Here is a 26106-nt window from a genome sequence, read left to right as displayed (position 1 = left end):
ACCGTGCCTCAAGACGCCAACCCCGCTACACCGCACAACGCCGTCACCGTGAACGGCCGAGCCTACGAGATCACCGACCACGCCTATGACGTCATCGTCGTCGGCGCGGGCGGATCGGGACTTCGCGCCGTGGTCGGCGCCAGCGAGGCCGGCCTTCGCACCGCCTGCATCTCCAAAGTCTTTCCGACCCGCTCGCACACCGTGGCGGCCCAGGGCGGCATCGCCGCGGCGCTCGGCAATATGGGTCCCGACGATTGGCGCTGGCACATGTACGACACCGTCAAGGGCTCGGACTGGCTCGGCGACCAGGACTGCATCGAATATCTGTGCCGCCACGCGCCCGAAGCCGTCTACGAACTCGAGCACTGGGGCGTGCCTTTCTCGCGCACCGAGGACGGCAAGATCTTCCAACGTGCCTTCGGCGGCATGACTACGGAGTTCGGCAAGGGCCAGGCGCGGCGCACCTGCGCCGCCGCCGACCGGACCGGCCATGCCCTGCTGCATACGATGTACGGCCAGGCACTGCGCCATTCGGCCGAGTTCTTCATCGAGTATTTCGCCATCGACCTGATCATGGACGACGAGGGTGCCTGCCGCGGCGTGATCGCCATCAACATGGCGGACGGCTCCATCCACCGGTTCCGGGGCCATCAAACCATCCTCGCTACCGGCGGCTATGGGCGCGCGTATTTCTCCTGCACCTCGGCCCATATCTGCACCGGCGACGGCAACGGTATGGTGCTGCGGGCGGGGCTCCCCTTGCAGGACATGGAGTTCGTGCAGTTCCACCCGACCGGCGTCTATGGCGCGGGCGTGCTGATCACCGAAGGCGCGCGCGGCGAAGGCGGCTTCCTGCGCAACTCCGAAGGCGAGAAATTCATGGAGCGCTATGCGCCCTCCGCCAAGGACCTGGCCTCGCGCGACGTGGTGTCCCGCGCCATCACCATCGAGATCCGGGAAGGCCGCGGTCACGGTCCCGACAAGGAATACATGCACCTGCATCTCGACCATCTGGACCCGGCCCTGATCGACGAGCGCCTGCCCGGTATTTCCGACCTCGCCCGCATCTTCGGCGGCGTCGATGCCCGCAAGGAGCCGATCAAGATCATTCCGACCTGCCACTACAATATGGGTGGCATCCCCACCAACATGCACGGCGAGGTGATCGCGCCTAAGGACGGCAACCCCGACGCCACCGTGCCGGGACTGATGGCGCTGGGCGAAGCGGCTTGCGTGTCCGTTCACGGCGCCAACCGCCTGGGCTCGAACTCGCTGATCGATCTCGTCGTGTTCGGCCGGGCCGCAGGGCTGCGCTGCGCCGAGCTCATCCCGCAAGGGTCCGCCATTCCGGAACTGCCGAAGGGCGCGGGCGAAGCGGCCATCGCGCGTCTCGACGGGTTCCGCTACGCCGATGGCGGCACACCCACCGCCGAGCTGCGGCTTGCCATGCAGAAGACCATGCAGCGCGACTGCTCGGTGTTCCGCACCAAAGAAGTGCTCGAAGAAGGCATCAAGAACATCAAGAAGGTCTGGGACGACGCGGCCGACATCAAGGTCACCGACCGTTCGCTCATCTGGAACACGGACCTGATCGAAACCCTCGAATTCGACAATCTCATTTCCCAGGCCGCCGTGACCGTGCAGGGCGCCCATGCGCGCGACGAATCGCGTGGTGCCCATGCCCGCGAGGACTTCCCCAAGCGCGACGACACCAACTGGATGAAGCACACCCTGTCCTACGCCGATTATGGCACGCACACGGTGAAGCTCGATTTCCGCCCGGTGCATGCCTACACGCTGTCGAACGAGATCGCTTACATCGAGCCGAAAGAGCGGGTTTACTAGGAACGCGGACGAAAAAAGACGCGGTTCGGGCCGAGGCAACGCTGGCCGGCGCAAAGGACGAAGCTGAGATGGTTCAATTCACACTTCCCAAGAACTCGAAGATCACGAAGGGCAAGGAGTGGAACCCGCCCGCCGTGGACGCCGAGCCGGGGCGCTGGCGCGAATACCGCGTCTATCGCTACGACCCGGAAACGGCCGACAATCCGCGCGTCGACACGTACTGGGTGGACATGAACGATTGCGGGCCGATGGTCCTGGACGCGCTGCTGTGGATCAAGAACAAGATCGACCCGACGCTGACGTTCCGCCGCTCCTGCCGCGAAGGCGTGTGCGGCTCCTGCTCGATGAACATCGACGGCACGAACACGCTGGCCTGCACCATGCACGCCGAGGAAGCCAAGGGCGCGGCCATCGCGATCTATCCGCTTCCGCATATGCCCGTGGTCAAGGACCTCGTGCCGGACATGACCCGGTTCTACGCGCAGCACCGGGAGATCGAGCCCTGGCTCAAGACCGACAGCCCCACGCCGCAGAAGGAATGGCGCCAAAGCCACGACGATCGCGAAAAGCTTGACGGGCTCTACGAGTGCATTCTGTGCGCGTGCTGCTCCACGGCCTGCCCGTCCTATTGGTGGAACGGCGACCGCTATCTCGGGCCCGCCATTCTGCTGCAGGCCAATCGCTGGGTGGAGGATAGCCGCGACGAACGCACCGGCGAACGGCTCGACGATCTGGAGGATCCGTTCCGGCTCTATCGCTGCCACACCATCCTGAACTGCACCAAGGCCTGCCCCAAGGGCCTGAACCCGGCGGCGTCCATCGCCAGCCTGAAGCGAAAGATGGTCGAGCGGTCGTAGCGCCGCGCACTTGGGCGCCGCACACTTGGGCGCCGCGCACTTGGGTGCCGCGCACTTGGGCGCCGCATTTCGCAGCGGCCCGATAGGCCTTACGGAGAGCCCGGCCCGCGCGCCGGGCTTTTTTCGTCTAGCCCGGACAGCGCGGCAGCGAGAACACGCAGCTTGGCGCCTCTTCCCGCTTCATCTGCGCCTTCTTCTCGGGGTTTTTCTCCGCCTGCCAGGCATAAGGGCTGCGGCCTTCCTTGTGCGCGTAGCTCACGCGGATCAGCTTGCCGCCTTCGAAAGTGAGGCTGGCCGTACAGGCCGCATCCTTCGGCGTGCCGCCCGGAACGGGCCCGGCGCCATTGTAGTGGTAGACGAGCGTTTCGGCGCCGCCGCTCGCCGGAATACGCGAACGCGGTTGCCCCGCGCAGCTTATGACCTGCTCCTTGCTCATGCCGATATAGGGCTTGCCGTAATCGACACGCGTGAGGTCCTTGATGGCCTGTTCGGGACCGGAGAACCCGCCCGTGCAGCCGGACGCAAAGGCGGCCAGGCTCCCGATCAAGGCGGCCACGCCAATCGAGCTGGCCGAGAACTCTTCCCGTCTTGCGCGCAACGTCATGTCATCCAATAGCCCCAAGCACGCCGTAACGCCAGATTGCGGGCGCTTTGCGGCGAGGGCCCGCCGCGAAACGCCACGAATTCCCTGGTCCGGCGGATGTTCCGGGCTATGGTGCGGCCATGATCGCAAAGAGATCGAGACGCCCGAGACCGTGGAGCGCCATGGCCGGTTGGGGCCTGGCGCTGGCGGTCTTGCTTGGCGCCTCGAGCCTGCAGGCCCGCGAGCCAAGTGCGCCGCCGAAGGTCGAGGCCCAACACGTGGCGACCACGCCCCTCGCGGGCGAGCCGGACAAGGTGATCGACATTCAGATCTATACGTTTCCGCCGCAAAGTGCCGTGCCCTGGCACATCCATAAAGACGCAATCGAGATCGAATACGCGCTTCAAGGCTCGATCATGTTGGAGGAAGAGGGCAAGCCGCCTTACCCAATCGCCGAAGGCAAGACCAACATCCTGGCCCCCAACGTGGTGCATCGCGGCTGGAACCCCAGCAAGACCGTACCGGCCAAGCTCTACGTGGTTCGGATCAAGCCCAAAGGCGCCCCCCTCGCGACCCTGGTCGAGACGCCGGCCAACGCGTCGGGCGCACCGGCCGCGGCGGACTATCCGGAAGACGCAAAGCCGGAGAACTAGCCTAGGGGGAGGCGTGGCTTAGGGCCGATCGCTCCGCTTGAGCAGGGCGTACAGCCCCGCCGTCCACGCAAAGGCCACGACCACCCAATAGAAGATCTTGGCGGGCGTCCCCAAATGCATGCCGAGCGCCGATCCCTCGAACGTCCCAAAGCCGGCGATGACCGTGTAGAAGGCCGCGAAGGCGAGAACGAACGCGGTGGCATGGCGCGGCCGGAAGAAGCCGACCAAGGTCCCGGCAAGCCCCCAAACGAAGTTGACCGCGGCCTGAAGCGGGTTCAGCCGGAAGCCGGGCGGGAAGCTATTTGGATCGGTGTCGAAACCGTACACCGCGTAGGACACGAGCATGATCCCGCCGAGCGCCAGGAAGTAGCTGGCACATCGCGCGGCCCAGACCACCAGCGGCAAAGGCGGCGTGGCATCCAGCTCCTCGTCGGTCGGCGCACGCCGCTCCTCACTCTTGCCGGGGCCAGAACCGGCGCCCGTCCCGGAACCGCTCTTCGGAGATTGGTCGCCTGTCATCGCCTCTCCAGGATTTCCATCCGACGGCTTCAGACTACCGCCTATCGGGCTCTACTGCGAACCAAAGATGCGCCGGACGCCAATCGCAACCTTGCGCGCAGGCGCGATTGCATCTAACCATCAATCGATGTGTTAGCGACCGGAAAATGACGGCGTCGCAGCCGGGAATGCGGAACGCGGGAGGGAAAGTTATGGCGCGGAATAAGATTGCATTGATCGGCGCGGGCCAGATTGGCGGCACGCTTGCTCACCTGGCGGGGATCCGGGAACTCGGTGAAGTCGTGCTCTTCGATGTCGTGGACGGCGTCCCCCAAGGCAAGGCTCTCGATCTTTCGCAGTCCGCGCCGGTCGAAGGCTTCTCTCCGAAATTCAAAGGCGCCAACGAGTACGCCGATATCAAGGACGCCGACGTGGTGATCGTCACCGCCGGTGTCCCGCGTAAGCCCGGCATGAGCCGCGACGACCTCATCGAGATCAACCTCAAGGTCATGGAGCAAGTGGGCGCCGGCTTGCGCAAATACGCGCCGGAAGCCTTCGTGATCTGTGTGACCAACCCGCTCGATGCGATGGTGTGGGCCCTCCAAAAGACCTCCGGCCTGCCCCGCAACAAGGTGGTGGGCATGGCCGGCGTGTTGGACAGTGCGCGGTTCCGGTATTTCCTTTCCGAAGAGTTCGATGTCAGCCCCCAAGACATCCACACGATGGTCCTTGGCGGCCACGGCGACACCATGGTGCCGCTCATCCGCTACTCGTCGGTGGCGGGCATTCCGCTCGCGGATCTCGTCAAGATGCGCTGGATCACCCAGAAGCGGCTGGACGAGATCGTGCAACGGACCCGCGATGGCGGCGCCGAGATCGTCGGCCTCCTGAAGACCGGCTCGGCCTTCTACGCGCCCGCCGCCGCCGCGCTCGACATGGCCGAATCCTATCTCAACGACAAGAAGCGCGTGCTGCCCGCCGCCGCCTATCTCAATGGCGAGTACGGTGTGAAGGGCATCTACGCGGGCGTTCCCGTGATCATCAGTGCCAAGGGCGTCGAGCGCGTCATCGAGCTTGACCTGAGCTCCGCCGAGAAGGATGCGCTGATGCATTCCGTCCAGGCGGTGAAATCCCTGGTGGAGATCTGTCAGCGCATTGCGCCCAACCTTGCAGCCTCTTAAGACGAAGCAGCCCCCCGCCGGAGAGAGTTTGTATGAACATTCATGAGTATCAGGCCAAGGACCTCCTTGAGGCCTATGGCGCCCCCGTGTCGAAAGGGGTGGTCGCCAAGACCGCCGACGAAGCGGTCGAACTGGCCAAGGAGCTGAACGGCGACATCTTCGTCGTGAAGGCGCAGATCCACGCGGGCGGGCGCGGCAAGGGCGGCGGCGTCAAGATCGTCAAGACGATCGAAGAGATGCACGCCGAGGCCGACCGCATGCTCGGCAAACCGCTGATCACGCCGCAGACCGGGCCCAAGGGCCGCGTGGTGCGCAGCGTCTATGTGGTCGAGGATTGCTCCATCGCCCGCGAACTTTACCTGTCGCTGCTCGTGGACCGTGCCACGGGCCGGGTCGCGTTCGTCGCATCGACGGAAGGCGGCGTGAACATCGAGGAAGTCGCGGCGGAAACGCCCGAGAAGATCACCACCATCGACGTGGACCCCGCCTCGGGCCTGAGCGGCTTCCACGGGCGCGTCATCGCCGATGCGCTGGAGCTCAAGGGCGATCTCGCCAAGCAATGCGGCAAGCTGATCAAGACGCTCTACACGCTCTTCATCGAGAAGGACGCAAGCCTCATCGAAATCAACCCGCTGGTCGTGACCAAGGAAGATGCGCTGACCTGTCTCGACGCGAAAATGGGCTTCGAGGACAACGCGCTGTTCCGCCACCCGGATATCGAGGCCCTGCGCGACATCCACGAAGAGGACCCGGCCGAGGTCGAAGCCGCCAAGCACGATCTGTCCTACGTCAAGCTCGACGGCAATATCGGCTGCATGGTCAACGGCGCGGGGCTCGCCATGGCCACCATGGACATCATCAAATATTATGGCGCCGAGCCGGCGAACTTCCTGGACGTGGGCGGCGGCGCGACCAAGGAAAAGGTCACGGCCGCGTTCAAGCTCATCCTGTCCGATCCGAACGTGAAGGGCGTGCTCGTCAACATTTTCGGCGGCATCATGCGATGCGACACGATCGCCGAGGGCATCATTGCCGCGGCGAAGGAGACGAATATCGCCGTGCCGCTGATCGTGCGCCTCGAAGGCACCAACGTGGAGCGCGGCAAGGAGCTGCTCTCCGAATCCGGCCTCGCCATCATCCCCGCCGACGATCTGGACGACGCCGCCAAGAAGGCGGTGGCCGCGATCGGCGCCGGATAGCGCATCCGGGTGTTTATCCTTCTGTCACAAATCCTTCCTCGAACCGGCTTAACGTTGCAACATGTCAGTCCTCGTCGATAAGAGTACACGCGTCATTTGTCAGGGCTTTACGGGCTCTCAAGGCACCTTCCACACCGAACAGGCCATCGCCTACGGCACCAAGATGGTCGGGGGCGTCACCCCCGGCAAAGGCGGGACGACCCATCTCGACCTGCCCGTCTTCGACACGGTCCGCGAGGCGGTCGCACAGACCGGCGCGACGGCCTCGGCGATTTACGTGCCGCCGCCCTTCGCCGCCGATGCCATCCTCGAAGCGATCGACGCAGGCATCGAGCTCGCCGTCTGCATCACCGAGGGCGTTCCCGTCCTCGACATGGTCAAGGTCAAGCGCGCGCTGACCGGCTCCAACACGCGCCTGATCGGGCCGAACTGCCCGGGCATCATCACGCCGGGCGAATGCAAGATCGGCATCATGCCCGGCCATATCCACACGCCCGGCCGCGTGGGCATCGTGTCCCGGTCCGGCACGCTGACCTACGAGCCGGTGGCCCAGACGACCGCCGTGGGCTTCGGCCAGACGACCTGCATCGGCATCGGCGGCGACCCCGTCAACGGCACGAATTTCATCGACGCGCTCGCGCTGTTCCTCGAGGACGACGCCACCGAGGCCATCATCATGATCGGCGAGATCGGCGGCAGCGCCGAGGAAGAGGCCGCGGAGTTCCTGGTCAAGGCTGGCAACAACAAACCGATCGTGGCTTTCGTGGCCGGTGCCACCGCACCGCCCGGACGCCGCATGGGCCACGCCGGTGCCGTTATTTCGGGCGGCAAGGGCGATGCAAAGAGCAAAATTGAGGCAATGCAGGATGCCGGGATCGTGGTGTCCCACTCCCCTGCCGCGCTTGGAACGACGCTTGCAGGAATATTTAGTTAAGGTGCGCTGGGCGCCAAACGCTTGCCTTTATTGCCCGGCACGCCGTAGGTCCTAGAACGGACCTAGAGGTTGGTGCCATGACACGATACGAAGCCAGCGAGGTTTTTGCCAACACCTCTTTCCTGGACGGTGCCAACGCAACCTATCTCGCCGAGCTCTACGCCCTCTACGAAGCGGACCCCTCCTCGGTTTCGGAGGACTGGCGCAACTTCTTCGCCAATCTCGGCGACGACGCCAAGAACGTCATCGCCGACGCGGAAGGCCCGTCCTGGGGAGCCTGGAACAGGGCACCCTCCTGGAAGAACGGCGCAGCGGCGCTCCCCGTGGCCACGGCACCCGCCGGTGCCCTGACACAGGCCGAAGCGCTCGATGCCGCCCGCGACACGCTCGGCGCGCGCATGCTGATCCGCGCCTATCGCACCCGGGGCCATCTGATCGCGAAGCTCGACCCGTTGCGCCTCACCGAGCGGGGCGACCATCCCGAGCTCAATCCCGAGACCTACGGCTTCACGCCCGCGGATTATTCGCGGCCGATCTATATCGGCGGGGCGCTCGGCTTCGAATTCGCCGATCTCTCACAGGTCCTCGCGGTCCTGGACAAGACCTATGCGGGCACGATCGGCTTCGAATACATGCATATCTCCGATCCCGAACAGCGCGCTTGGATGCAGGAACGCATCGAGGGTGCGGAGGTCGCATTCACGGAGCAAGGCAAGCGCGCGATCCTGAACAAGCTGATCGAGTCCGAAGGCGCCGAGCGGTTCCTCAACGTCAAATATACGGGCACCAAGCGCTTCGGCCTCGACGGCGGCGAGTCCATGGTTCCGGCGCTCGAGCAGATCATCAAGCGCGGCGGCCAGCTCGGGGTCCGCGAGATCGTCATCGGCATGCCCCATCGCGGCCGCCTCAACGTGCTCGCCAATGTGATGGCCAAGCCCTGGCGCGCGATCTTCAACGAGTTCCGCGGCGGTTCGGCCCACCCGGACGACGTCGAGGGTTCGGGTGACGTGAAATACCATCTCGGCGCCTCGTCGGACCGCGAGTTCGACGACAATCGGGTCCATCTGTCGCTCACGGCGAATCCCTCGCATCTCGAGATCGTCGATCCCGTGGTGCTCGGCAAGGTGCGCGCGAAGCAGGACCAGATCGGCGATACCGAGCGCAAGGAGATCATGCCGCTCCTCCTCCACGGCGACGCGGCGTTCGCGGGCCAGGGCGTCGTGGCCGAGTGCCTTGGGCTGTCGGGCTTGCGCGGTCACCGCACCGGCGGGTCGATCCACTTCATCGTGAACAACCAGATCGGGTTCACCACGGCCCCGCGCTTCTCGCGCTCCTCGCCCTACCCGTCCGATGTCGCCAAGATGATCGATGCCCCGATCTTCCACGTGAACGGCGACGATCCGGAAGCCGTCGTCCATGTCACCAAGATCGCCACCGAGTTTCGGCAGCGCTTCGGCAAGCCGGTGGTCATCGACATGTTCTGCTACCGGCGCCACGGCCACAACGAGGCGGACGAGCCCGCCTTCACCCAGCCGCTGATGTATCAGCGCATCGCCGAGCACCCCCGCGTGGTCGAGATCTATTCGGACCGGCTGATCAAGGAAGGCCTCCTCTCCAAGGAGGAGGTCGAGGGGCTCCAGGCGCAGTTCCGCGACTTCCTCGAAGAGGAGTTTCTCGCCGGCGAGACCTACCGCCCCAACCGGGCCGACTGGCTGGACGGCCGCTGGTCCGGCATCGGCTTTGCCGAGGAAGGCGCCCGTCGCGGGCTCACCGGCGTCGATCTCGACGTCTTGCGCGAGGTGGGCCACAAGCTGACCGAGATTCCGCCGACCCTGACGCCCCACAAGACGATTGCCCGCATCATGGCCACGCGCCGCAAGTCGATCGACGAGGGCAAGGGGATCGACTGGGCGACAGCCGAGTCGCTGGCCTTCGGCACGCTCCTGGTCGAAGGCTTCAAGATCCGCCTTTCGGGCCAGGACTCCGAACGCGGGACCTTCTCCCATCGCCACTCGGTCCTGATGGATCAGGTGAACGAGAACAAATACACGCCGCTGAAGCATCTGGGCAAAGAGCAGGGCGACTTCGAAGTCATCAATTCGATGCTCTCCGAAGAGGCCGTCCTCGGCTTCGAATACGGCTACAGCCTCGCCGAGCCCAATGCGCTCGTCCTGTGGGAAGCCCAGTTCGGCGACTTCGCCAACGGCGCCCAGGTGGTGATCGATCAGTTCATCTCCTCGGGCGAACGCAAATGGCTGCGCATGTCCGGCCTCGTGCTGCTGCTGCCCCACGGCTATGAAGGTCAGGGTCCGGAGCATTCCTCGGCCCGGCTCGAGCGCTATCTCCAGCTCTGCGCCGAGGACAACTGGCAGGTCGTCAACTGCACGACGCCGGCGAATTACTTCCACGTGCTGCGGCGCCAGCTCCACCGGCAGTTCCGCAAGCCCTTGGTGCTCATGACGCCGAAATCCCTGCTCCGGCACAAGAAAGTCAAATCCGACATCGCCGATTTCGGACCGGACTCGAGCTTCCACCGACTGCTCTGGGACGACGCCGAGCGCGTGGAGGATTCGCCCATCAAGCTCGTACCCGACGCCGACATCCGGCGCGTCGTGCTCTGCTCGGGCAAAGTCTATTACGATCTGGAGGCCGAACGCGAGGCGCGTGGCACCGACGACGTCTATCTCCTGCGCATGGAACAGCTCTATCCCTTCCCGGCCCGGGCGCTGATCCAGGAGCTGGGCCGGTTCAAGAACGCCGAGATCGTCTGGTGTCAGGAAGAACCCAAGAACATGGGCGCCTGGTCCTTCGTGGAGCCGAATCTGACGTGGGTGCTCGATCATATCGATGCCAAACACCGGCACCCGCGCTATGCTGGCCGTCCGAGTTCCGCGGCAACCGCGACGGGGCTGATGTCAAAGCATGTGAGGGAGTTGAAGGCGCTGCTCAACGAAGCCTTGGGCTAGACCGGGAGGCGACGCGACTCGCGAGCGCCCAGTGGGCAACGGATCGCCACAAGGGATCGCGGCAAGGGATCGCGGCAAGGGATCGCGGCAAGGGATCGCGGCAAGGGACGGACTGGGAAGGACGACAAAGACTGCCATGACGACAGAAATCCGGGTTCCGACATTGGGCGAATCCGTCGTTGAGGCGACGGTGGGACAGTGGTTCAAGCAGGCTGGCGACGCGGTGGCCGCCGACGAGCCACTGGTCGAGCTCGAAACCGACAAGGTGACGGTCGAAGTGCCGGCCCCTGCCGGTGGCGTCTTGTCCGAAATCGTCGTCAAGGCAGGCGACACGGTCGAAGTGGGGGCGCTTTTGGGCGCGATCGCGGCCGGAGACGGCGCGGAAGTGGCGCCCGCCCCGAAAGCCGCCGCGCCCAAGCCGGCTGAGCCGGCCCCCGCACCGCAGCCGGCACCGGCACCCGCCGCCGCGCCCGTTGCGCTCAAGCGTGAGCCGTACACCCGCACGGAGATCGCCCCGACCTCCATGCCACCCTCGCCGGCCGCACGGAAGCTTCTCGAGGAGACGGGGCTGGCGGCCGACCAGGTCGCCGGCACCGGGCGCCGGGGGCAGATCCTCAAAGGGGACGTGATCTCCGCGGCGGCCGAGACCTTGCGCGAGACCCCGCGCGAAGCGAAGCCGCCGGCCGCGCCGCGCGCGCCCGTCACCCCGGACGATGCCGCGCGCGAGGAGCGCGTGCGCATGACGCGGCTGCGCCAGACCATCGCCAAGCGGCTGAAGGACGCCCAGGACACCGCGGCCATGCTGACCACGTTCAACGACGTGGACATGAGCAAGGTCATGGAGCTGCGGAAAGAATACCGGGACGCGTTCGAGAAGCGCCACGGCGTGAAGCTCGGCTTCATGGGCTTCTTCGTGAAGGCCTGCGTCCAGGCCCTGAAGGACATCCCCGCCGTGAACGCGGAGATCGACGGCGACGATCTCGTCTACAAGAACTACTACCATATCGGCGTCGCGGTCGGCACGGAACGCGGGCTCGTGGTACCGGTGATCCGGGACGCGGACCGTATGACCCTCGCCGAGATCGAAGGCACGATCGCCGATTTCGGCATCCGCGCCCGGGAAGGCAAGCTGGGCCTCGCCGAGATGCAGGGCGGCACCTTCACCATCTCCAACGGCGGCATTTACGGGTCCATGCTCTCAACGCCCATCCTCAACGCGCCCCAGTCCGGCATTCTCGGCATGCATCGCATCGAGGAACGTCCCGTGGTGCGCGACGGGCAGATCGTGGCGCGGCCCATGATGTATCTCGCGCTCTCCTACGACCATCGCATTGTTGACGGCAAGGAAGCGGTGACGTTTCTGGTGAACGTGAAGGACTCGCTCGAAAACCCCGCGCGTCTGATCCTCGATCTTTAGCTCCTGACTCCAGAGACCGTTCCATGAGTACCTCTTACGACCTGATCGTCATCGGCACCGGCCCTGGCGGTTATGTGTGCGCCATCCGCGCCGCGCAGCTCGGCATGAAGGTGGCCGTCGTCGAAAAACGCGGCACCCATGGCGGCACCTGCCTCAACGTGGGCTGCATCCCGTCCAAGGCGCTGCTGCACGCCTCGGAGGCCTTCGCGGAAGCGACCGGCCACTTCGCCGAGATGGGCATCAAGGTGAAGCCGGAGCTGGATCTTGCCGCCATGCTCGCCTTCAAGGACGAAGGCGTGAAGGGCAATGTGGACGGCATCGAGTATCTTCTGAAGAAGAACAAGATCGACGCCTATCACGGTCTCGGCACGATCGTTGCCCCGCACGCGGTCGAGGTCACGCCGGACAAGGGCGACAAGCAGACGCTCGAAATCAAGGCCATCGTCATCGCCACCGGCTCCTCGAGCGCCAACGTGCCCGGCATCGAGGTGGACGAAAAGCGCATCGTCTCCTCCACCGGCGCGCTGTCGCTGCCGAAAGTGCCCAAACGCATGATCGTCATCGGCGGGGGTTATATCGGGCTCGAATTGGGCTCGGTCTGGTCGCGGCTCGGTGCGGACGTGACCGTGGTCGAGATGCTGCACACCATCACGCCGGGCCTCGACGGCGAGGTCGCCAAGCAGCTTCAGAAGATCCTCAAGAAGCAGGGCCTCGCCTTCAAGCTCGGCGCCAAGGTCACGAAGGTCGATACGTCCGGCAAGAGCGTGGCGCTCACCATCGAGCCGGCCGAGGGCGGCGAAGCCGAGACGCTCGAATGCGACGTGGTGCTCGTCTCGATCGGGCGCGTGCCGAACACCGAAGGCCTCGGCCTTGCAAATGTGGGTGTCGAGACCCATGCCCGCGGCCGCATCGTGGTCGACCACGCCTTCCAGACCAACGTGCCGGGCATCTACGCCATCGGCGACGTGATCGCCGGACCCATGCTCGCCCACAAGGCCGAGGAAGAGGGCGTGGCCGTCGCCGAGATCCTGGGCGGCCAGGCGGGCCACGTGAACTACGACGTGATCCCGTCCGTGGTGTACACCGCCCCGGAAGTGGCATCCGTCGGCAGGACCGAAGAGCAGTTGAAGGAGGACGGCGTCGCCTACAAGGCCGGCAAGTTCCCCTTCACCGCCAACGGCCGCGCCAAGGTGAACCGCACCACGGAAGGCTTCGTCAAAGTCCTGTCCGACGCCGTCACCGACCGTGTGCTCGGCGTGCACATCATCGGGCCCGACGCTGGGACCATGATCGCCGAGGCCGCCGTTCTGATGGAATTCGGCGGGTCGGCGGAAGACCTCGCGCGGACCTGCCATGCGCACCCGACGCTCAACGAAGCGGTCAAGGAAGCCGCCCTCGCCGTCGACAAGCGCCCCATCCATATGTAGCGGCTTGGAGGCGCCCCAGAAGCGCGGCCGCCTAATCCAGTGTGCGGCGGAAGCGCAACAGCGCGAGCCCCATGGCGGCGGCAAGGAAGATCACCAGCGCCAGCACGTCGAGCTCCATGTCGGCGAAGCCGTTTCCCTTCAACATGATCCCGCGCACGATGCGCAGGAAATGGGTGAGCGGCAGCACCTCGCCGATCCATTGCGCCCATTGCGGCATGCCCTTGAACGGGAACATGAACCCCGACAGCAGGATGTTGGGCAGGAAGAAGAAGAAGGTGAGCTGCACCGCCTGTAGCTGGTTCTGGGCGATGGTGGAGAACGTGTAGCCCACGGCGAGATTCGCGGCGGCGAACAAGGTCGTCAGCGTGATCAACAGGCCGAGACTGCCCATGATCGGCACCCCGAACACGAAATAGGCCGCGGCGATGATGATGCTCATCTGCACGAAGCCGACAAGCACGAAGGGCGCGATCTTGCCGATCATGATCTCCACCGGCTTGATCGGCATGGCCAGCAGGCTCTCCATGGTGCCGCGTTCGATCTCGCGCGTCACCGCCAGCGCCGTGAACATCATCATCGTCATGGTGAGCACGATGCCCAAGAGGCCGGGCACGATGTTGAACCGGGTCTCGCGTTCCGGATTGTAGCGCTGCTGGAGCACGACATCGAACGGCGGCGGACGCGCGGCAACCTTGTCGTCGGGCCCCCGCAACTCACGCCGCAGCGCGGAGTCGGTCAGCCCCTGCAGCGCCGAGATCGCCGTGCCGGTCGCCACCGGGTCCGTCGCGTCGGCGATGACGAGAAGCGAGGGCCGGTCGCCACGCCGGATGTCGCGTTCGAAGCTCGCCGGAACCTCCACGGCGAACAGCGCCTCGCCTGAGCGCAGCATCGCATCGAGCTCGGCGGGACTGCGCACGTGGCGCGTGAACTTGAAATAATCGCTGTTCCGCATCGCCGTGAGGACCGCCCGGGTCAACGGGCCGTCGTCGCGCAACAACACCGCTGTCGGCAGTTCCTTGGGGTCGGTGTTAATGGCAAAGCCGAACAAGGTCAGTTGAAGCACGGGAATGAAAATCATCGTGGCGAAGGTCATGCGGTCGCGCCGCATCTGCACGAACTCCTTCACGATCATCGCCCAGGTGCGTTTGAGGAACCCCGGGTCGGGGCTTGTCACGAGGGGGCGCGTGTAGCTGGATGCTCTCATGAGAAATTGTCCTGCGCGCGATCCATCATGAGGATGAAAACGTCTTCGAGGCTCGGCTCTCCGCGCATCCAGTGATGGGACGGGTCCTCCTGCTCGGCCGCCGCGACGGTGCGATCCAGCGCGGCGTGGTCCCGGCCCGCCACATGCAGCTCCGTGCCGAACGGCGCGACCATGTCGACCCCGGGCTCGGTGCGAAGACGCTGGGCGAGCGCATGCAGGTTTTCGCCGGTGACGATCCAGGTGCTGAGACCCGACTGGTCGATGATTTCCTGAGCGGTCCCGCGGGCGAGCAAGTCGCCATAGGCGATATAGCCGAGCTCGTGACAGCGCTCGGCCTCGTCCATGTAGTGGGTGGAGACGAGCACCGTGATGCCGTCCGCCGCGAGCCCGTGGATCTCGTCCCAGAACTCCCGGCGCGCTTTAGGGTCCACGCCCGCCGTCGGCTCGTCCAGCAACAGAAGCTGCGGGTTCGGCAGGATGCAGGCGCCGAGCGCAAGCCGCTGCTTCCAGCCGCCCGAGAGTTCGCCAGCCAGTTGCTCGGCACGGCCCGACAGCCCAAGCCGGTCGATCGCGCCCCGGGCCGCCGCCCGCGGATCGGACAGGCCGTAGACGCGGGCAACGAACTCCAAGTTCTCGCGAATGGAAAGGTCCGTATAGAGACTAAAGCGCTGGGTCATGTAGCCCACATGTCTCTTGATGGATTCCTGATCCCGGCGGATGTCGTATCCGAGACACGTGCCTTCGCCCGAGTCCGGCGTCAGCAGCCCGCACAGCAGGCGGATGGTCGTAGTCTTGCCGCTTCCGTTCGGCCCGAGAAAGCCGAAGATCTCTCCCTTGGGCACTTGCATGCTGAGATCGTGGACGACCGTCCGCGCGCCGAAGCTCTTAGTCAAGCCGGTGACGTCGATGGCGATCTCTTTCATGGCGCGACCGCGTCCTGTTCCTGCGCCGCCGGGCCAAGCGTCACCGTGACCGGCTGTCCGGCGGTCAGCTTGGCGGCCTCCGGGCCGGGCTTGGCCTCCACCAGAAACACGAGCTTCTGACGTTGCTCGCGGGAAAAGATCACGGGCGGGGTGAATTCGGCCTCCCGCGCGATGAAACTGATCTTCGCGCTCAAGTCCGGCGGGCAACTGTCGCAGCTCAACGCGACCGTCTGGTCGAGATGCAGTGTGGCGAGCTCCGGCTCCCCCACGAAGAAGCGCACTTTCAGATTCTCCGGCGGCAGCAGGGCCACGACGCTCTGGCCGGCGGTCACCACCTCGCCGGGACGGAAATAGACTTCCTCGACCGTGCCCGGGGCCGGCGCGAAAACCGCGCGTTTCGCGAGCGATTTCTCCGCCTCCTCGAGCGCATGCTTCGCCGCCTCGACGCCCGCCTTGGCCGCATCGATCACCCCGGAACGGCCGGGGAGCTTCGCGGCAGCGATACGGCGCTCGGCCTCGGTCACCGCCGCCTGGTTGCTCTCGTCCGCGGCCACGGCTTCGTCGAGAACCGCCTTGGCGACCCAGCCCTTCTCGTGAAGCGACCGGGCACGTTCCAGATCGAGCGCCGACTGCCGGGCCATGGCTTTGGCGCGTTCGAGCGCGGCCGACAGGACCTCGATCTCGCGTGGGCGCTGCTGCTCGGCCTCCACATCCGCAAGCCGGGCCCCGGCCTCCACCAGCCGCGCCTTGGCCGCGGCGACGGCGGCCCTCTCCTCCGAGCTCTCCAGCGTGAAGACCGGATCGCCGGGCGCGACCGCGTCGCCCTCCTTGACCGAAAGCGAAGCGATGCGGCCGGGCTGCTCGGACCCGACCAGAACGAGGTCGGCCTCCATATAGCCGGGGACCGCCCCGCCCTCGCTTGCCGGAAGCGAGAGGTAGAAAAGGGTGCCGCCGAGCGCGGCAATCGCGAGGGCGATGACAACAATGCGGCTCATGGCCCGTCTCCGATGGGATCGCGGCCGGGCGCGCGGATCGCGCCTGCGACAAGATCGATATGGGTCTTCAGCAGCGCATCCGTGTCGAGATGAACGTGTGTTTCGAACAGGCTCCGCCAGATCACGGCCATGAGGGCCGGCGCCACGAGCAGCTGCGGAAACTCCTCAAGGGCCGTCGGCCTGAATTCGCCGCGCGCGACGCCACGCTCCAAAAAGGCGCGCAGGGCGGCGAGCCCCTTCGAGACCACGTGATCGTAGTAGAAGCGCGTCAGCTCCGGATGTTTGTGCCCTTCGCTGATGAGCAGCCGCGCGATCAGCATGCGGCGCGATTTCACGAGCTCCTGCAGGAAGGTCAGCAACGGCCCCTTGAGGAAGGCTTCGCTCGGCATGTCCGTGGTCAGGATCCGCTCGCGCATCTGGTCGAACGCGGGTGTGAACACCCCCCGGACGACGGCCTTGAACAGCTCCTCCTTCGTCTTGAAGTAGAGATAGGGCAGGCCCTTGGAGACCCGCGCCCGCGATGCGACATCCTCCAGGCGTGTTCCGGCGTAGCCTTTGGCCACGAACTCTTCGAACGCCGCCGAGACGATCTCATCCGCGCGATCGCGTTTCGGCCCGCGCCGGGCTGGTCCTTCGTCCTCGGGCCTCTTGTTGGCCGCCGTCTTGCTGAGTTTGGCCATGGGATACCGCCTTTCCGGGAGACTTCTTTTCGGGAGACTTCCGGCCCATCGGTCGACGCCCGTCCGCCAAATGACGGACCGGTCTTCAACAAATATGACTGACTGGTCAGTACTGCAATGGCTGAAATGTGAAATCAGCGGCGCCAGCCTGTCTCCGCGGGTGCTCCCCGTGGTCCCTGAATGGGCGTCAACAGCCTGGATTTCTGGGGATCTGCGGCTTCAGCCCTCAACCTGGGCCCCTTCAGCCCCAGGCCCTTGAGCTCCATAAGCCCTTGAGCTCTATAAGCCCTTGAGCTCTAAGCCCTTGGGTGGGCGCTCTCATAGGCCTTCAGAAGATGGGCGCGGTCGACCTCCGTATAGCCTTGGGTGGTCGAGAGGCTCGCATGACCGAGCAATTCCTGGATCGCCCGCAAGTCGGCGCCAGCGCCCAGGAGATGCGTGGCGAAGGAGTGGCGGAGCGCATGGGGCGTGGCCGTAGCCGGAAGCCCCAGCGCGGCCCGCGCCTTCTCCAGGCGAAGCTGGATGATGCGCGGGGAAAGCCGCCTGCCCCGGACGCCGATGAAAAGCGGATCGTCCGGACGGAGCGTGCTGGGGCAGAGATCGAGATAACGCTCGATCGCCGCGCGCGTCACCGGCAGCACCGGCACCACGCGCGCCTTGTTGCCCTTGCCCGTCACGCGAAGTGTGTCGCGGCCCTTGATCGGCGCATCGGCGACCTGGAGCGACAGCGCCTCGGAAATGCGCAGACCCGAACCGTAGAGCAGTGTCAGCACGGCGGTGTCGCGGGCGAGAGTCCATTCCGGCGCGTCGGGCGCGGCGATGTCCGCACTCTCCATGAGGGCGGCCGCCTTCGGCTCGGGAAGCGGTTTCGGCACCGCGTGGGGCAGCTTCGGCATGGCAACCGCACGGACCGCGTCGTTCTTGCCGTAGCCGCGCCGCTCCAGGAACCGGAAGAACAAGCGCAGCGCACTCAAGGTGCGGGAAAGGCTGCGGCTTCCCACATCCTGACCGCGGCGAAAAGCAAGGAACGAGCGCACATCGCGCGCCGACAGCGCCAGCAGCGCGGCCATGTCCGGCGCCCCGCCGAAATGATGGCCGAGGAAGCGGAGGAACTGCCCGAGGTCGCGGGTATAGGCCTCGACCGTATGGGCGGCGAGACCGCGCTCGGTGGTGAGATAGGCCAGCCAAGCGTTCACGGCGGCCGCCACGTCCGGCGCCGTGCCGATTTCCGCCAATTGTTGAGGTCTCGAAGCCATCACGCTCCCCGACGATAGCACTCGCGCTACTATGGCGCGGTGAGTCGTTAACCCCCAGCTAACCTCAACGCTGGCGAACCGCAACGGAAACGCCGGGCCTTGGCCAAGCGCGAACCAGAGCAGGACCTGCTGATCCCCGAGGCCGCGCCCGACACGGTCCCGGTGCTGGTCCCGCTCGCGCTGCCGCCCCGTACGATTATCTCGTGCCCGAGGGCGTGCCGGTACGGCCGGGATCCTTCGTGGTCGCCCCGCTGGGCCCGGTCAACTATATCGCCGCGGTCTGGCGGCGGCCGCAAGGGGCGCCCGCGCCGAAGATCCCGAGAGCCAAGCTCCGCGCACTTCTCGGCGTGCTGGACGACGTGCCGCCGCTCCCGCCCATCTCCATGGATTTCGCCGAATGGGTCGCCGACTACACGCTGACCCCGGCCGGCATGGTCCTGCGCATGATGATGAGCGCCAGCGCCGCCTTCCAGCCTCCGGCGCCGCGCTACGGGGTGCGCCTGGCCGGGCCGCCGCCCGAGCGCATGACGCCGGCGCGGACACGTGTGCTGGAGACGGCGGAGAACGGGCTGATCTGGGTGAAATCGCTTCTGGCGGAAGCCGCGGGCGTCAGTCCCGGCGTGATCGACGGCCTGGTGGACGCGGGCACCCTCGTCGCCGAGCCCCTGCCGGATACGATCGCGCAAGAGCTCGACCCGTCCCTGCTCCGCGCCACGCTCTCGGGAGAGCAGACCAAGGCGGCCGAACAGCTGCTCGAGAACACGGCCAGCGGCTTCACCGTCACGCTGCTGGACGGCGTGACGGGATCGGGCAAGACGGAGGTCTATTTCGAAGCCATCGCCCAGGCGCTTAGCACCGGCAAGCAGGCGCTGGTCATGATCCCCGAGATTGCGCTGACGTCCGCCTTCCTCGCCCGCTGCGAGGAGCGCTTCGGGGCACGGCCCGCGGAATGGCACTCAGGGCTCACCCAGTCGGCGCGCGGCCGCACCTGGCGCGCGGTCGCGAAGGGCAAGGCGCAGCTGGTGGTCGGGGCGCGGTCGGCGCTGTTCCTGCCCTTCCCCAATCTCGGGCTGATCGTCGTCGATGAAGAGCACGACCAGGCCTACAAACAGGACGACCGCGTCTCCTACCAGGCCCGCGACATGGCCGTGGTGCGCGGGCATCTCGGCGGTTGTCCGGTCGTGTTGAGCTCGGCGACACCATCCATCGAGAGCCTGGTCAACGCTACCCAAGGCCGCTACCGGCATATTCCCTTGCGCGCCCGTTACAAGGCCGCGGGGCTACCGGACCTCAAAGCCATCGATTTGCGGAAGTCCCCGCCCGAGCGCGGGTCCTGGCTGTCGCCGGTCCTGACCGAAGCCATGGCGGAGACTTTGGCCCGCGGGGAGCAGGCCCTGCTGTTCCTCAACCGGCGGGGCTACGCGCCGCTGACGCTGTGCCGCAAATGCGGCTATCGCTTCGAGTGCCCCAATTGCTCCGCCTGGATGGTGGAGCACCGCTTCCGCCACCGGCTCGAATGCCACCATTGCGGCAAGTTCGCGCCCCTGCCCGAGGCGTGCCCCAGCTGCGGCGCCGAGGACTCCCTCGTCGCCTGCGGCCCGGGCGTCGAACGGATCGCCGAAGAGGTCGAAGCGCTGTTCCCGGAAGCGCGGCGCGCGATCCTCTCGTCGGACCTCACCCCGCGCATCGCGGACCTGCGCGAGACCTTGCGCGAGATCGAGGACCGCGAGGTGGATATCGTCATCGGCACCCAGCTCGTGGCCAAGGGGCACCACTTCCCGGGGCTGGCGCTGGTAGGCGTGGTGGACGCCGATCTTGGCCTCGCCCAAGGAGACCCGCGCGCCGCCGAGCGGACCTTCCAGCTTCTGAGCCAGGTCACGGGGCGGGCCGGCCGCGAAGCGATTCCCGGACGCGGCCTGCTCCAGACCTATATGCCCGAGCACCCGGTCATCCGGGCCCTGGTCGCCGGCGACCGCGACGCCTTCTACACCCAGGAGATCGCAGGGCGGCGCGAGGCGGGCATGCCGCCGTTCGGCCGGCTCGCCTCTCTTCTGATATCGGGCACGGACCGGGCCGCCGCGGAAAGCCATGCCCGGGCCGTCGCGCGAGCCGCGCCGCCCGCCGAGACGATCCAGGTCCTGGGGCCCGCCGAAGCGCCGCTGTCAGTGATCCGGGGCCGCTATCGCTTCCGGCTCCTGGTCAAGGCGCCGCGCGAGGCCGACATCCAGGCCTATTTGCGGCTCTGGATGGCGGACGCGCCCAAAGCGCGTGGCTCGATCCGCCTCGCGATCGATATCGATCCGTACAATTTCCTCTGAGGGGGGCGCCGTTCCGCCGGGACGGGTCCGAAATCGCGCGCGTGCGGCATCAGAATCGCCCGCCTATGTTGCACCGCCGTCACCCCTATGTTACAGGCTGCGCGGGGTGTCCAAAGAGTGGTTCAGCGGGGCCTTTTTCGGGGCATTTTACCGTTGACGCGGGGGCTCTAATCCCAGCATTTACCGGGCTATAAGAGGGTAGGAGGGCGTTGACCCGCGCCTGCCCGCGAGGGAAAGGCTTGAGGGACGTGGCAGCTGAGGAACATACCGTATCGGGCGTTGCAGGCCGCTATGCCACCGCGCTTTTCGAGCTTGGGCTCGAGGAGAAGGCACTTGAGAAGATCGAGGCCGATCTTACCCGGTTCGGCCAGGCACTGGACGCTTCCGAAGACCTCGCACGGCTCGTCAGAAGCCCCATGTTTTCCGCCGAGGAACAAGGCCGGGCGCTCCAAGCCGTCCTCGAAGAAGTCAAGATCGACGGCCTCACCAAGAATTTCCTGCTCCTCGTCTCGAAGAACCGCCGGCTTTTCGCCGTGCCGGGGATGATCGCGGCGTTCCGCGCGCTCCTCGCCGACCATCGGGGCGAGATGAGCGCCACGGTGGCCTCGGCGCCCCCGCTCAACGACACCCAAATTACAGCCCTGAAGCAGGCCTTGAAGGCCGCCCTCGGCAAGGACGTCATGCTCGATCAGCGTGTCGATCCGAGCCTGCTCGGCGGCCTCACGGTGAAGGTCGGCAGCCGCATGATCGACACCTCGCTTCAAACCAAACTCACCCGTCTCAAGCACGCCATGAAAGAGGTTGGCTAATGGATATCAGAGCCGCCGAGATCTCCGCGATTCTCAAGAACCAGATCAAGAATTTTGGGCAGGAAGCCGAAGTGGCCGAGGTCGGCCAAGTGCTCTCCGTCGGTGACGGCATCGCCCGCGTTTACGGCCTCGACAACGTTCAGGCCGGTGAAATGGTCGAATTCGCCGACGGCACGCCGGGCATGGCCCTCAACCTGGAAATCGACAATGTCGGTATCGTGATTTTCGGCGACGACCGGAACATCGGCGAAGGCGACATTTGCAAGCGCACGGGCAACATCGTGGAAGCCCCGGTCGGCAAGGGCCTTCTGGGCCGCGTGGTCGACGGTCTCGGCAATCCGATCGACGGCAAGGGCCCGATCGAAGCCACCGAGATGCGCCGCGTGGACGTGAAGGCGCCCGGCATCATCCCCCGCCAGTCCGTGCATGAGCCCATGCAGACCGGCCTCAAGGCCGTGGACGCGCTGATCCCGGTGGGCCGCGGCCAGCGCGAGCTGATCATCGGCGACCGTCAGACCGGCAAGACCGCGATCATTCTCGACACGATCCTCAATCAGAAATCGGTCAACGACCGCGGCGATGAATCCGAGAAGCTCTACTGCATCTATGTGGCCATCGGCCAGAAGCGCTCGACTGTCGCGCAATTCGTGAAGGTCCTCGAGGAGAACGGCGCGCTGCCCTACTCCATCGTGGTTGCTGCCACGGCCTCCGATCCGGCGCCCATGCAGTTCCTGGCGCCGTTCACCGGCTGCACCATGGGCGAGTATTTCCGCGACAACGGGATGCACGCCCTCGTCAACTACGACGATCTGTCCAAGCAGGCCGTCGCCTACCGCCAGATGTCGCTCCTGCTTCGCCGGCCGCCAGGACGCGAGGCCTATCCGGGCGACGTGTTCTACCTGCACTCCCGCCTGCTGGAGCGCGCGGCCAAGCTCAACGCCGACAACGGTTCGGGCTCGCTGACGGCTCTGCCGGTGATCGAAACCCAGGCCAACGACGTGTCGGCCTATATTCCGACCAACGTGATTTCGATCACGGACGGCCAGATCTTCCTGGAGACGGACCTGTTCTACCAGGCATCCGGCCCGCGGGTGAATGTGGGTCTGTCGGTGTCCCGCGTGGGCTCCTCGGCGCAGGTCAAAGCCATGAAGCAGGTCGCCGGCAAGATTAAGGGTGAGCTGGCCCAGTATCGCGAGATGGCTGCCTTCGCCCAGTTCGGCTCCGACCTCGACGCCACCACGCAGAAGCTGCTGAACCGCGGCGCGCGCCTGACCGAGCTTCTCAAACAGCCGCAATTCTCGCCGCTGAAGGTCGAGGAGCAGGTCGTCTCCATCTATATGGGCGTGAACGGCTATCTGGATCCGCTGGCCGTATCCGATGTCGGCCGCTTCGAGGACGAGTTCCTGCGCTTCATGCACACCGAGCACCAGGACATTCTCGACACCATCCGGGACGAGAAGAAGATCTCCGACGAGACCGGCGACAAGTTGAAAGACGCCGCCGACAAATTCGCCAAAGCCTTTGCGTGAGCTGATCCATGGCCTCGCTGAAGGAGCTTCGGAACCGCATCGCCTCGGTTAAGGCGACCCAGAAGATCACCAAGGCCATGCAGATGGTGGCCGCGGCGAAGCTTCGGCGGGCGCAGATGGCGGCCGAAGCCGCCCGCCCCTATGCCGAGCGCATGGAGGCCGTGCTTGCCAATCTCGCCAAGGCTCTCGAAGGCCTCGAGGGCGTCGGTACGCCCCTCATGGTGGGGACGGGCAAGGACGACGTGCACCTCCTGGTGGTCTGCACCTCCGAGCGCGGTCTGTGCGGCGGCTTCAACTCGTCCATCGTGCGCAAAGCGCGCGAGCAGATTCTGGCGCTGGCCGGACAGGGCAAGCAGGTCAAGATCCTCTGCGTCGGCAAGAAGGGCTACGACCAGTTACGCCGTCAGTTCAAAGCGCTGATCGTCGATACCGTCGAGTTTCGCGGCATCAAGCAATTGACCTTCGAACATGCCGATCAGGTCGGCCAGAAGGTCCGCGCCATGTTCGAGGCCGGCGAATTCGACGTGGCGACTGTGTACTTCTCGGAGTTCAAGTCGGTCATCAGCCAGATCCCGACCGCCCAGCAGATCATTCCCGCCTCCATTCCCGAGGCGACGAAGGCGGGGTGGACCTCGAAGGGGGCGATCTACGAATACGAGCCGGAGGAAGCGGACATCCTCGCCGATCTCCTGCCGCTCAACATCACGACCCAGATTTTCAAGGCACTCCTTGAAAATGCCGCGTCCGAGCAGGGCGCGCGCATGAGTGCCATGGATAGCGCGACGCGCAATGCCGGCGAGATGATCGGCAAGCTGACGCTGAACTACAACCGGACCCGCCAGGCCCAAATCACCAAGGAGCTGATCGAGATCATCTCCGGCGCCGAGGCCCTCTAGTCAGTCAAGGAACGGAACGATGGCAAACAAACCCGTGGTGGCAGAAACCAAGAAGCAGGAGAAGCGGATCGCCGAGGGCAAAGGGCCCAAGGGCCAGATTCGCCAGGTGACCGGCGCCGTGGTCGACGTGCAGTTCGACGAGCACCTGCCGGAGATTTTGAACGCGCTCGAAACGGAGAACCAGGGGCACCGCCTCGTTCTGGAAGTCGCCCAGCATCTCGGCGAGAACACCGTGCGCACCATCGCCATGGACTCGACCGAGGGCCTGGTTCGCGGTCAGCAGGTCGTGGATACGGGCGAGCCGATCGCCGTTCCCGTCGGCCCGAAGACGCTGGGCCGCATCATGAACGTCATCGGCGAGCCGGTGAACGAGCTCGGGCCGATCGAGACCAAGGACTCCCGCCCGATCCACGCACCGGCCCCGGCCTATGTGGACCAGGCGACGGAATCGGAAATTCTCGTTACGGGCATCAAGGTCGTCGACCTCCTCGCCCCTTACGCCAAGGGCGGCAAGATCGGCCTGTTCGGCGGCGCGGGCGTGGGCAAGACCGTGCTGATCATGGAGTTGATCAACAACGTCGCGAAGGCCCATGGCGGTTATTCCGTGTTCGCCGGCGTCGGCGAGCGGACCCGCGAGGGCAACGACCTCTATCACGAGATGATCGAGTCCGGCGTGAACAAGGACCCGAAAGAGGGCTCCATCGAGGGTTCGAAATGCGCGCTCGTGTACGGCCAGATGAACGAGCCGCCCGGCGCCCGCGCCCGCGTGGCCCTCTCCGGTCTGACGGTCGCCGAGTCCTTCCGTGACGAAGGCAGGACGGTGCTGTTCTTCGTGGACAACATCTTTCGCTTCACGCAGGCGGGTTCGGAAGTGTCGGCTCTCTTGGGCCGCATTCCTTCGGCCGTGGGCTATCAGCCGACGCTCGCCACCGACATGGGCGCCCTGCAGGAGCGCATCACCACCACCCAGAAGGGATCGATCACCTCCGTGCAGGCCATCTACGTGCCGGCCGACGACCTGACCGACCCGGCGCCGGCGACCTCGTTCGCGCATCTGGACGCCACCACCGTGCTGTCGCGGACGATCGCGGAGAAGGGCATCTACCCGGCCGTGGATCCGCTGGACTCCACCTCGCGCATGCTCGACCCGCGCATTCTTGGTGAGGAGCACTACGCGGTGGCCCGCCAGGTGCAGGAGATCCTGCAGCGCTACAAGGCCCTGCAGGACATCATCGCCATTCTCGGCATGGACGAGCTTTCCGAAGAGGACAAGCTCACCGTGGCCCGCGCGCGCAAGATCGAGCGCTTCCTGTCACAGCCCTTCCACGTGGCCGAGGTCTTCACCGGCTCGCCCGGCGTGCTGGTCGACCTTGCCGACACGATCAGCGGCTTCAAGGGCCTGTGCGAAGGCGAGTACGATCACCTGCCCGAGGCGGCCTTCTACATGGTCGGAACGATCGACGAGGCCATCGCCAAGGCCGAGAAGCTGGCAGCCGAGGCCGCGTAATGCCCGATCCGTTCAAGTTCGAACTGGTATCGCCCGAGAAATTGCTGTTCTCGGGCGACGTTGAGCAGGTGCTCGTGCCGGGCGCCGAGGGCGACATGACCATTATGGCCAGGCACGCCCCGCTCATCACGACGCTCCGCCCCGGACTGCTCGAGCTCGACTTTCCGGACGGCAAGCGGCAGCGCTTCTTTGCCCGGGGCGGCTTCGCCGAGGTGATCCCGGCGGGCCTCACGGTCCTGGCCGAGACGGCCATCGATCTCGACGACATGGATCCGGCCCACCTCACGCAAGCCATTTCCGATGCGGAAGAGGACGTGGCCGATCTGTCCGGCGAGGCGAAGGATCGGGCCCAGATGACGCTGGAGCATTTGCGGCAGGTCCAGGCGGCCCTCACCGCCTAGCAGCGTCTTCTGAAGCCTCGCGGCGCGA

At 65.7% G+C, this 26106-nt stretch carries 22 protein-coding genes; 15 read left to right on the top strand and 7 right to left on the bottom strand.

What is annotated here, in order from left to right:
* Positions 1-3 precede the first annotated feature (3 nt).
* Entirely contained in the window at positions 4-1845 is a 1842-nt protein-coding gene (sdhA, locus tag AUC68_RS03980; protein WP_244500382.1) for a succinate dehydrogenase flavoprotein subunit, read from the top strand.
* A gap of 68 nt (positions 1846-1913) precedes the next feature.
* Positions 1914-2702 (top strand): succinate dehydrogenase iron-sulfur subunit, encoded by a 789-nt coding sequence (locus AUC68_RS03975; RefSeq protein WP_069436455.1) that lies wholly within the window; start codon positions 1914-1916, stop codon positions 2700-2702.
* A 127-nt stretch (positions 2703-2829) separates the two neighbouring features.
* Here AUC68_RS03975 and AUC68_RS03970 read toward each other — a convergent pair whose 3' ends face one another.
* On the bottom strand, positions 2830-3306 hold the full coding sequence (locus AUC68_RS03970) for a hypothetical protein (RefSeq protein ID WP_069436454.1): 477 nt from the start codon (positions 3304-3306) through the stop codon (positions 2830-2832).
* Between the two features lie 161 nt (positions 3307-3467).
* On the opposite strand from AUC68_RS03970, the gene AUC68_RS03965 reads away from it, so the two are divergent.
* Positions 3468-3938: a cupin domain-containing protein gene (locus AUC68_RS03965; protein ID WP_069436453.1), complete on the top strand. Its 471-nt coding sequence runs from the start codon at positions 3468-3470 to the stop codon at positions 3936-3938.
* Between the two features lie 18 nt (positions 3939-3956).
* On the opposite strand, the gene AUC68_RS03960 is transcribed toward AUC68_RS03965, so the two are convergent.
* Positions 3957-4457, bottom strand: a complete 501-nt coding sequence (locus AUC68_RS03960) for a hypothetical protein (RefSeq protein ID WP_069436452.1) — start codon at positions 4455-4457, stop codon at positions 3957-3959.
* A 191-nt stretch (positions 4458-4648) separates the two neighbouring features.
* On the opposite strand from AUC68_RS03960, the gene mdh reads away from it, so the two are divergent.
* The 6 genes from mdh to lpdA all read left to right on the top strand — a co-directional run bounded on the left by mdh (position 4649) and on the right by lpdA (position 13560).
* Complete coding sequence (gene mdh / locus AUC68_RS03955; RefSeq protein ID WP_069436451.1) at positions 4649-5617, top strand: malate dehydrogenase; 969 nt, start codon at positions 4649-4651, stop codon at positions 5615-5617.
* Positions 5618-5649: 32 nt separating this feature from the next.
* Entirely contained in the window at positions 5650-6816 is a 1167-nt protein-coding gene (gene sucC, locus AUC68_RS03950; RefSeq protein WP_069436450.1) for an ADP-forming succinate--CoA ligase subunit beta, read from the top strand.
* 61 nt (positions 6817-6877) lie between these two features.
* Positions 6878-7750 (top strand): succinate--CoA ligase subunit alpha, encoded by an 873-nt coding sequence (gene sucD, locus AUC68_RS03945; RefSeq protein ID WP_069436449.1) that lies wholly within the window; start codon positions 6878-6880, stop codon positions 7748-7750.
* 77 nt (positions 7751-7827) lie between these two features.
* Positions 7828-10716 carry a 2-oxoglutarate dehydrogenase E1 component gene (locus tag AUC68_RS03940; RefSeq protein WP_069436448.1) on the top strand — a complete coding sequence of 963 codons (2889 nt, stop codon included), beginning with the start codon at positions 7828-7830 and terminating at the stop codon, positions 10714-10716.
* Between the two features lie 136 nt (positions 10717-10852).
* Positions 10853-12133, top strand: coding sequence for a 2-oxoglutarate dehydrogenase complex dihydrolipoyllysine-residue succinyltransferase (odhB, locus tag AUC68_RS03935; protein ID WP_069436447.1), 1281 nt, complete (start codon positions 10853-10855; stop codon positions 12131-12133).
* A gap of 23 nt (positions 12134-12156) precedes the next feature.
* The gene (gene lpdA, locus AUC68_RS03930) at positions 12157-13560 is read left to right on the top strand and encodes a dihydrolipoyl dehydrogenase (protein ID WP_069436446.1); all 1404 of its coding nucleotides are present in this window, start codon (positions 12157-12159) and stop codon (positions 13558-13560) included.
* 31 nt (positions 13561-13591) lie between these two features.
* On the opposite strand, the gene AUC68_RS03925 is transcribed toward lpdA, so the two are convergent.
* The 5 genes from AUC68_RS03925 to AUC68_RS03905 form a co-directional block, all read right to left on the bottom strand.
* Positions 13592-14764, bottom strand: coding sequence for an ABC transporter permease (locus AUC68_RS03925; RefSeq protein ID WP_069436445.1), 1173 nt, complete (start codon positions 14762-14764; stop codon positions 13592-13594).
* Positions 14761-15687, bottom strand: coding sequence for an ABC transporter ATP-binding protein (locus tag AUC68_RS03920; RefSeq protein ID WP_069436444.1), 927 nt, complete (start codon positions 15685-15687; stop codon positions 14761-14763). Before AUC68_RS03920 ends, AUC68_RS03925 begins: the two co-directional genes overlap by 4 nt.
* Entirely contained in the window at positions 15684-16682 is a 999-nt protein-coding gene (locus AUC68_RS03915) for an HlyD family secretion protein (RefSeq protein ID WP_069436443.1), read from the bottom strand. Before AUC68_RS03915 ends, AUC68_RS03920 begins: the two co-directional genes overlap by 4 nt.
* The gene (locus AUC68_RS03910) at positions 16679-17362 is read right to left on the bottom strand and encodes a TetR/AcrR family transcriptional regulator (protein ID WP_083240381.1); all 684 of its coding nucleotides are present in this window, start codon (positions 17360-17362) and stop codon (positions 16679-16681) included. Before AUC68_RS03910 ends, AUC68_RS03915 begins: the two co-directional genes overlap by 4 nt.
* A 296-nt stretch (positions 17363-17658) precedes the next feature.
* Positions 17659-18618: a tyrosine recombinase XerC gene (locus AUC68_RS03905; protein WP_069436442.1), complete on the bottom strand. Its 960-nt coding sequence runs from the start codon at positions 18616-18618 to the stop codon at positions 17659-17661.
* A gap of 203 nt (positions 18619-18821) precedes the next feature.
* On the opposite strand from AUC68_RS03905, the gene AUC68_RS03900 reads away from it, so the two are divergent.
* From AUC68_RS03900 to AUC68_RS03875, 6 genes are all read left to right on the top strand, one after another.
* Positions 18822-20936, top strand: coding sequence for a primosomal protein N' (locus AUC68_RS03900; protein ID WP_342027447.1), 2115 nt, complete (start codon positions 18822-18824; stop codon positions 20934-20936).
* Positions 20937-21184: 248 nt separating this feature from the next.
* Positions 21185-21745: a F0F1 ATP synthase subunit delta gene (locus tag AUC68_RS03895; RefSeq protein WP_069436441.1), complete on the top strand. Its 561-nt coding sequence runs from the start codon at positions 21185-21187 to the stop codon at positions 21743-21745.
* Positions 21745-23274, top strand: a complete 1530-nt coding sequence (gene atpA, locus AUC68_RS03890; protein ID WP_069436440.1) for a F0F1 ATP synthase subunit alpha — start codon at positions 21745-21747, stop codon at positions 23272-23274. The genes AUC68_RS03895 and atpA overlap by 1 nt, the downstream gene beginning before the upstream one ends.
* A gap of 8 nt (positions 23275-23282) precedes the next feature.
* The gene (locus AUC68_RS03885; RefSeq protein WP_069436439.1) at positions 23283-24170 is read left to right on the top strand and encodes a F0F1 ATP synthase subunit gamma; all 888 of its coding nucleotides are present in this window, start codon (positions 23283-23285) and stop codon (positions 24168-24170) included.
* Between the two features lie 19 nt (positions 24171-24189).
* Positions 24190-25677: a F0F1 ATP synthase subunit beta gene (atpD, locus tag AUC68_RS03880; RefSeq protein ID WP_083240379.1), complete on the top strand. Its 1488-nt coding sequence runs from the start codon at positions 24190-24192 to the stop codon at positions 25675-25677.
* Positions 25677-26078 carry a F0F1 ATP synthase subunit epsilon gene (locus AUC68_RS03875; RefSeq protein ID WP_069436438.1) on the top strand — a complete coding sequence of 134 codons (402 nt, stop codon included), beginning with the start codon at positions 25677-25679 and terminating at the stop codon, positions 26076-26078. Before atpD ends, AUC68_RS03875 begins: the two co-directional genes overlap by 1 nt.
* The last annotated feature ends 28 nt before the right edge of the window (positions 26079-26106 follow it).

Source organism: Methyloceanibacter methanicus (genome assembly GCF_001723285.1).
GTDB classification, from domain to species: Bacteria; Pseudomonadota; Alphaproteobacteria; order Rhizobiales; family Methyloligellaceae; genus Methyloceanibacter; species Methyloceanibacter methanicus.
Note: the sequence above shows the minus strand (reverse complement) of the source record. Positions and strands in the feature narration are given on the sequence as shown.

What these genes read in the sequence shown, in the direction of transcription:
- AUC68_RS03965 (WP_069436453.1), top strand. Translation starts at nt 3,468, where the DNA reads ATGGCCGGTTGGGGCCTGGCGCTGGCGGTCTTGCTTGGCGCCTCGAGC.
- atpA (WP_069436440.1), top strand. Translation starts at nt 21,745, where the DNA reads ATGGATATCAGAGCCGCCGAGATCTCCGCGATTCTCAAGAACCAGATC.
- AUC68_RS03960 (WP_069436452.1), bottom strand. Translation starts at nt 4,457, where the DNA reads ATGACAGGCGACCAATCTCCGAAGAGCGGTTCCGGGACGGGCGCCGGT.
- AUC68_RS03970 (WP_069436454.1), bottom strand. Translation starts at nt 3,306, where the DNA reads ATGACGTTGCGCGCAAGACGGGAAGAGTTCTCGGCCAGCTCGATTGGC.
- odhB (WP_069436447.1), top strand. Translation starts at nt 10,853, where the DNA reads ATGACGACAGAAATCCGGGTTCCGACATTGGGCGAATCCGTCGTTGAG.
- AUC68_RS03885 (WP_069436439.1), top strand. Translation starts at nt 23,283, where the DNA reads ATGGCCTCGCTGAAGGAGCTTCGGAACCGCATCGCCTCGGTTAAGGCG.
- sucD (WP_069436449.1), top strand. Translation starts at nt 6,878, where the DNA reads ATGTCAGTCCTCGTCGATAAGAGTACACGCGTCATTTGTCAGGGCTTT.
- AUC68_RS03925 (WP_069436445.1), bottom strand. Translation starts at nt 14,764, where the DNA reads ATGAGAGCATCCAGCTACACGCGCCCCCTCGTGACAAGCCCCGACCCG.
- sucC (WP_069436450.1), top strand. Translation starts at nt 5,650, where the DNA reads ATGAACATTCATGAGTATCAGGCCAAGGACCTCCTTGAGGCCTATGGC.
- AUC68_RS03905 (WP_069436442.1), bottom strand. Translation starts at nt 18,618, where the DNA reads ATGGCTTCGAGACCTCAACAATTGGCGGAAATCGGCACGGCGCCGGAC.
- AUC68_RS03915 (WP_069436443.1), bottom strand. Translation starts at nt 16,682, where the DNA reads ATGAGCCGCATTGTTGTCATCGCCCTCGCGATTGCCGCGCTCGGCGGC.
- mdh (WP_069436451.1), top strand. Translation starts at nt 4,649, where the DNA reads ATGGCGCGGAATAAGATTGCATTGATCGGCGCGGGCCAGATTGGCGGC.
- AUC68_RS03940 (WP_069436448.1), top strand. Translation starts at nt 7,828, where the DNA reads ATGACACGATACGAAGCCAGCGAGGTTTTTGCCAACACCTCTTTCCTG.
- AUC68_RS03920 (WP_069436444.1), bottom strand. Translation starts at nt 15,687, where the DNA reads ATGAAAGAGATCGCCATCGACGTCACCGGCTTGACTAAGAGCTTCGGC.
- AUC68_RS03875 (WP_069436438.1), top strand. Translation starts at nt 25,677, where the DNA reads ATGCCCGATCCGTTCAAGTTCGAACTGGTATCGCCCGAGAAATTGCTG.
- AUC68_RS03910 (WP_083240381.1), bottom strand. Translation starts at nt 17,362, where the DNA reads ATGGCCAAACTCAGCAAGACGGCGGCCAACAAGAGGCCCGAGGACGAA.
- AUC68_RS03975 (WP_069436455.1), top strand. Translation starts at nt 1,914, where the DNA reads ATGGTTCAATTCACACTTCCCAAGAACTCGAAGATCACGAAGGGCAAG.
- atpD (WP_083240379.1), top strand. Translation starts at nt 24,190, where the DNA reads ATGGCAAACAAACCCGTGGTGGCAGAAACCAAGAAGCAGGAGAAGCGG.
- lpdA (WP_069436446.1), top strand. Translation starts at nt 12,157, where the DNA reads ATGAGTACCTCTTACGACCTGATCGTCATCGGCACCGGCCCTGGCGGT.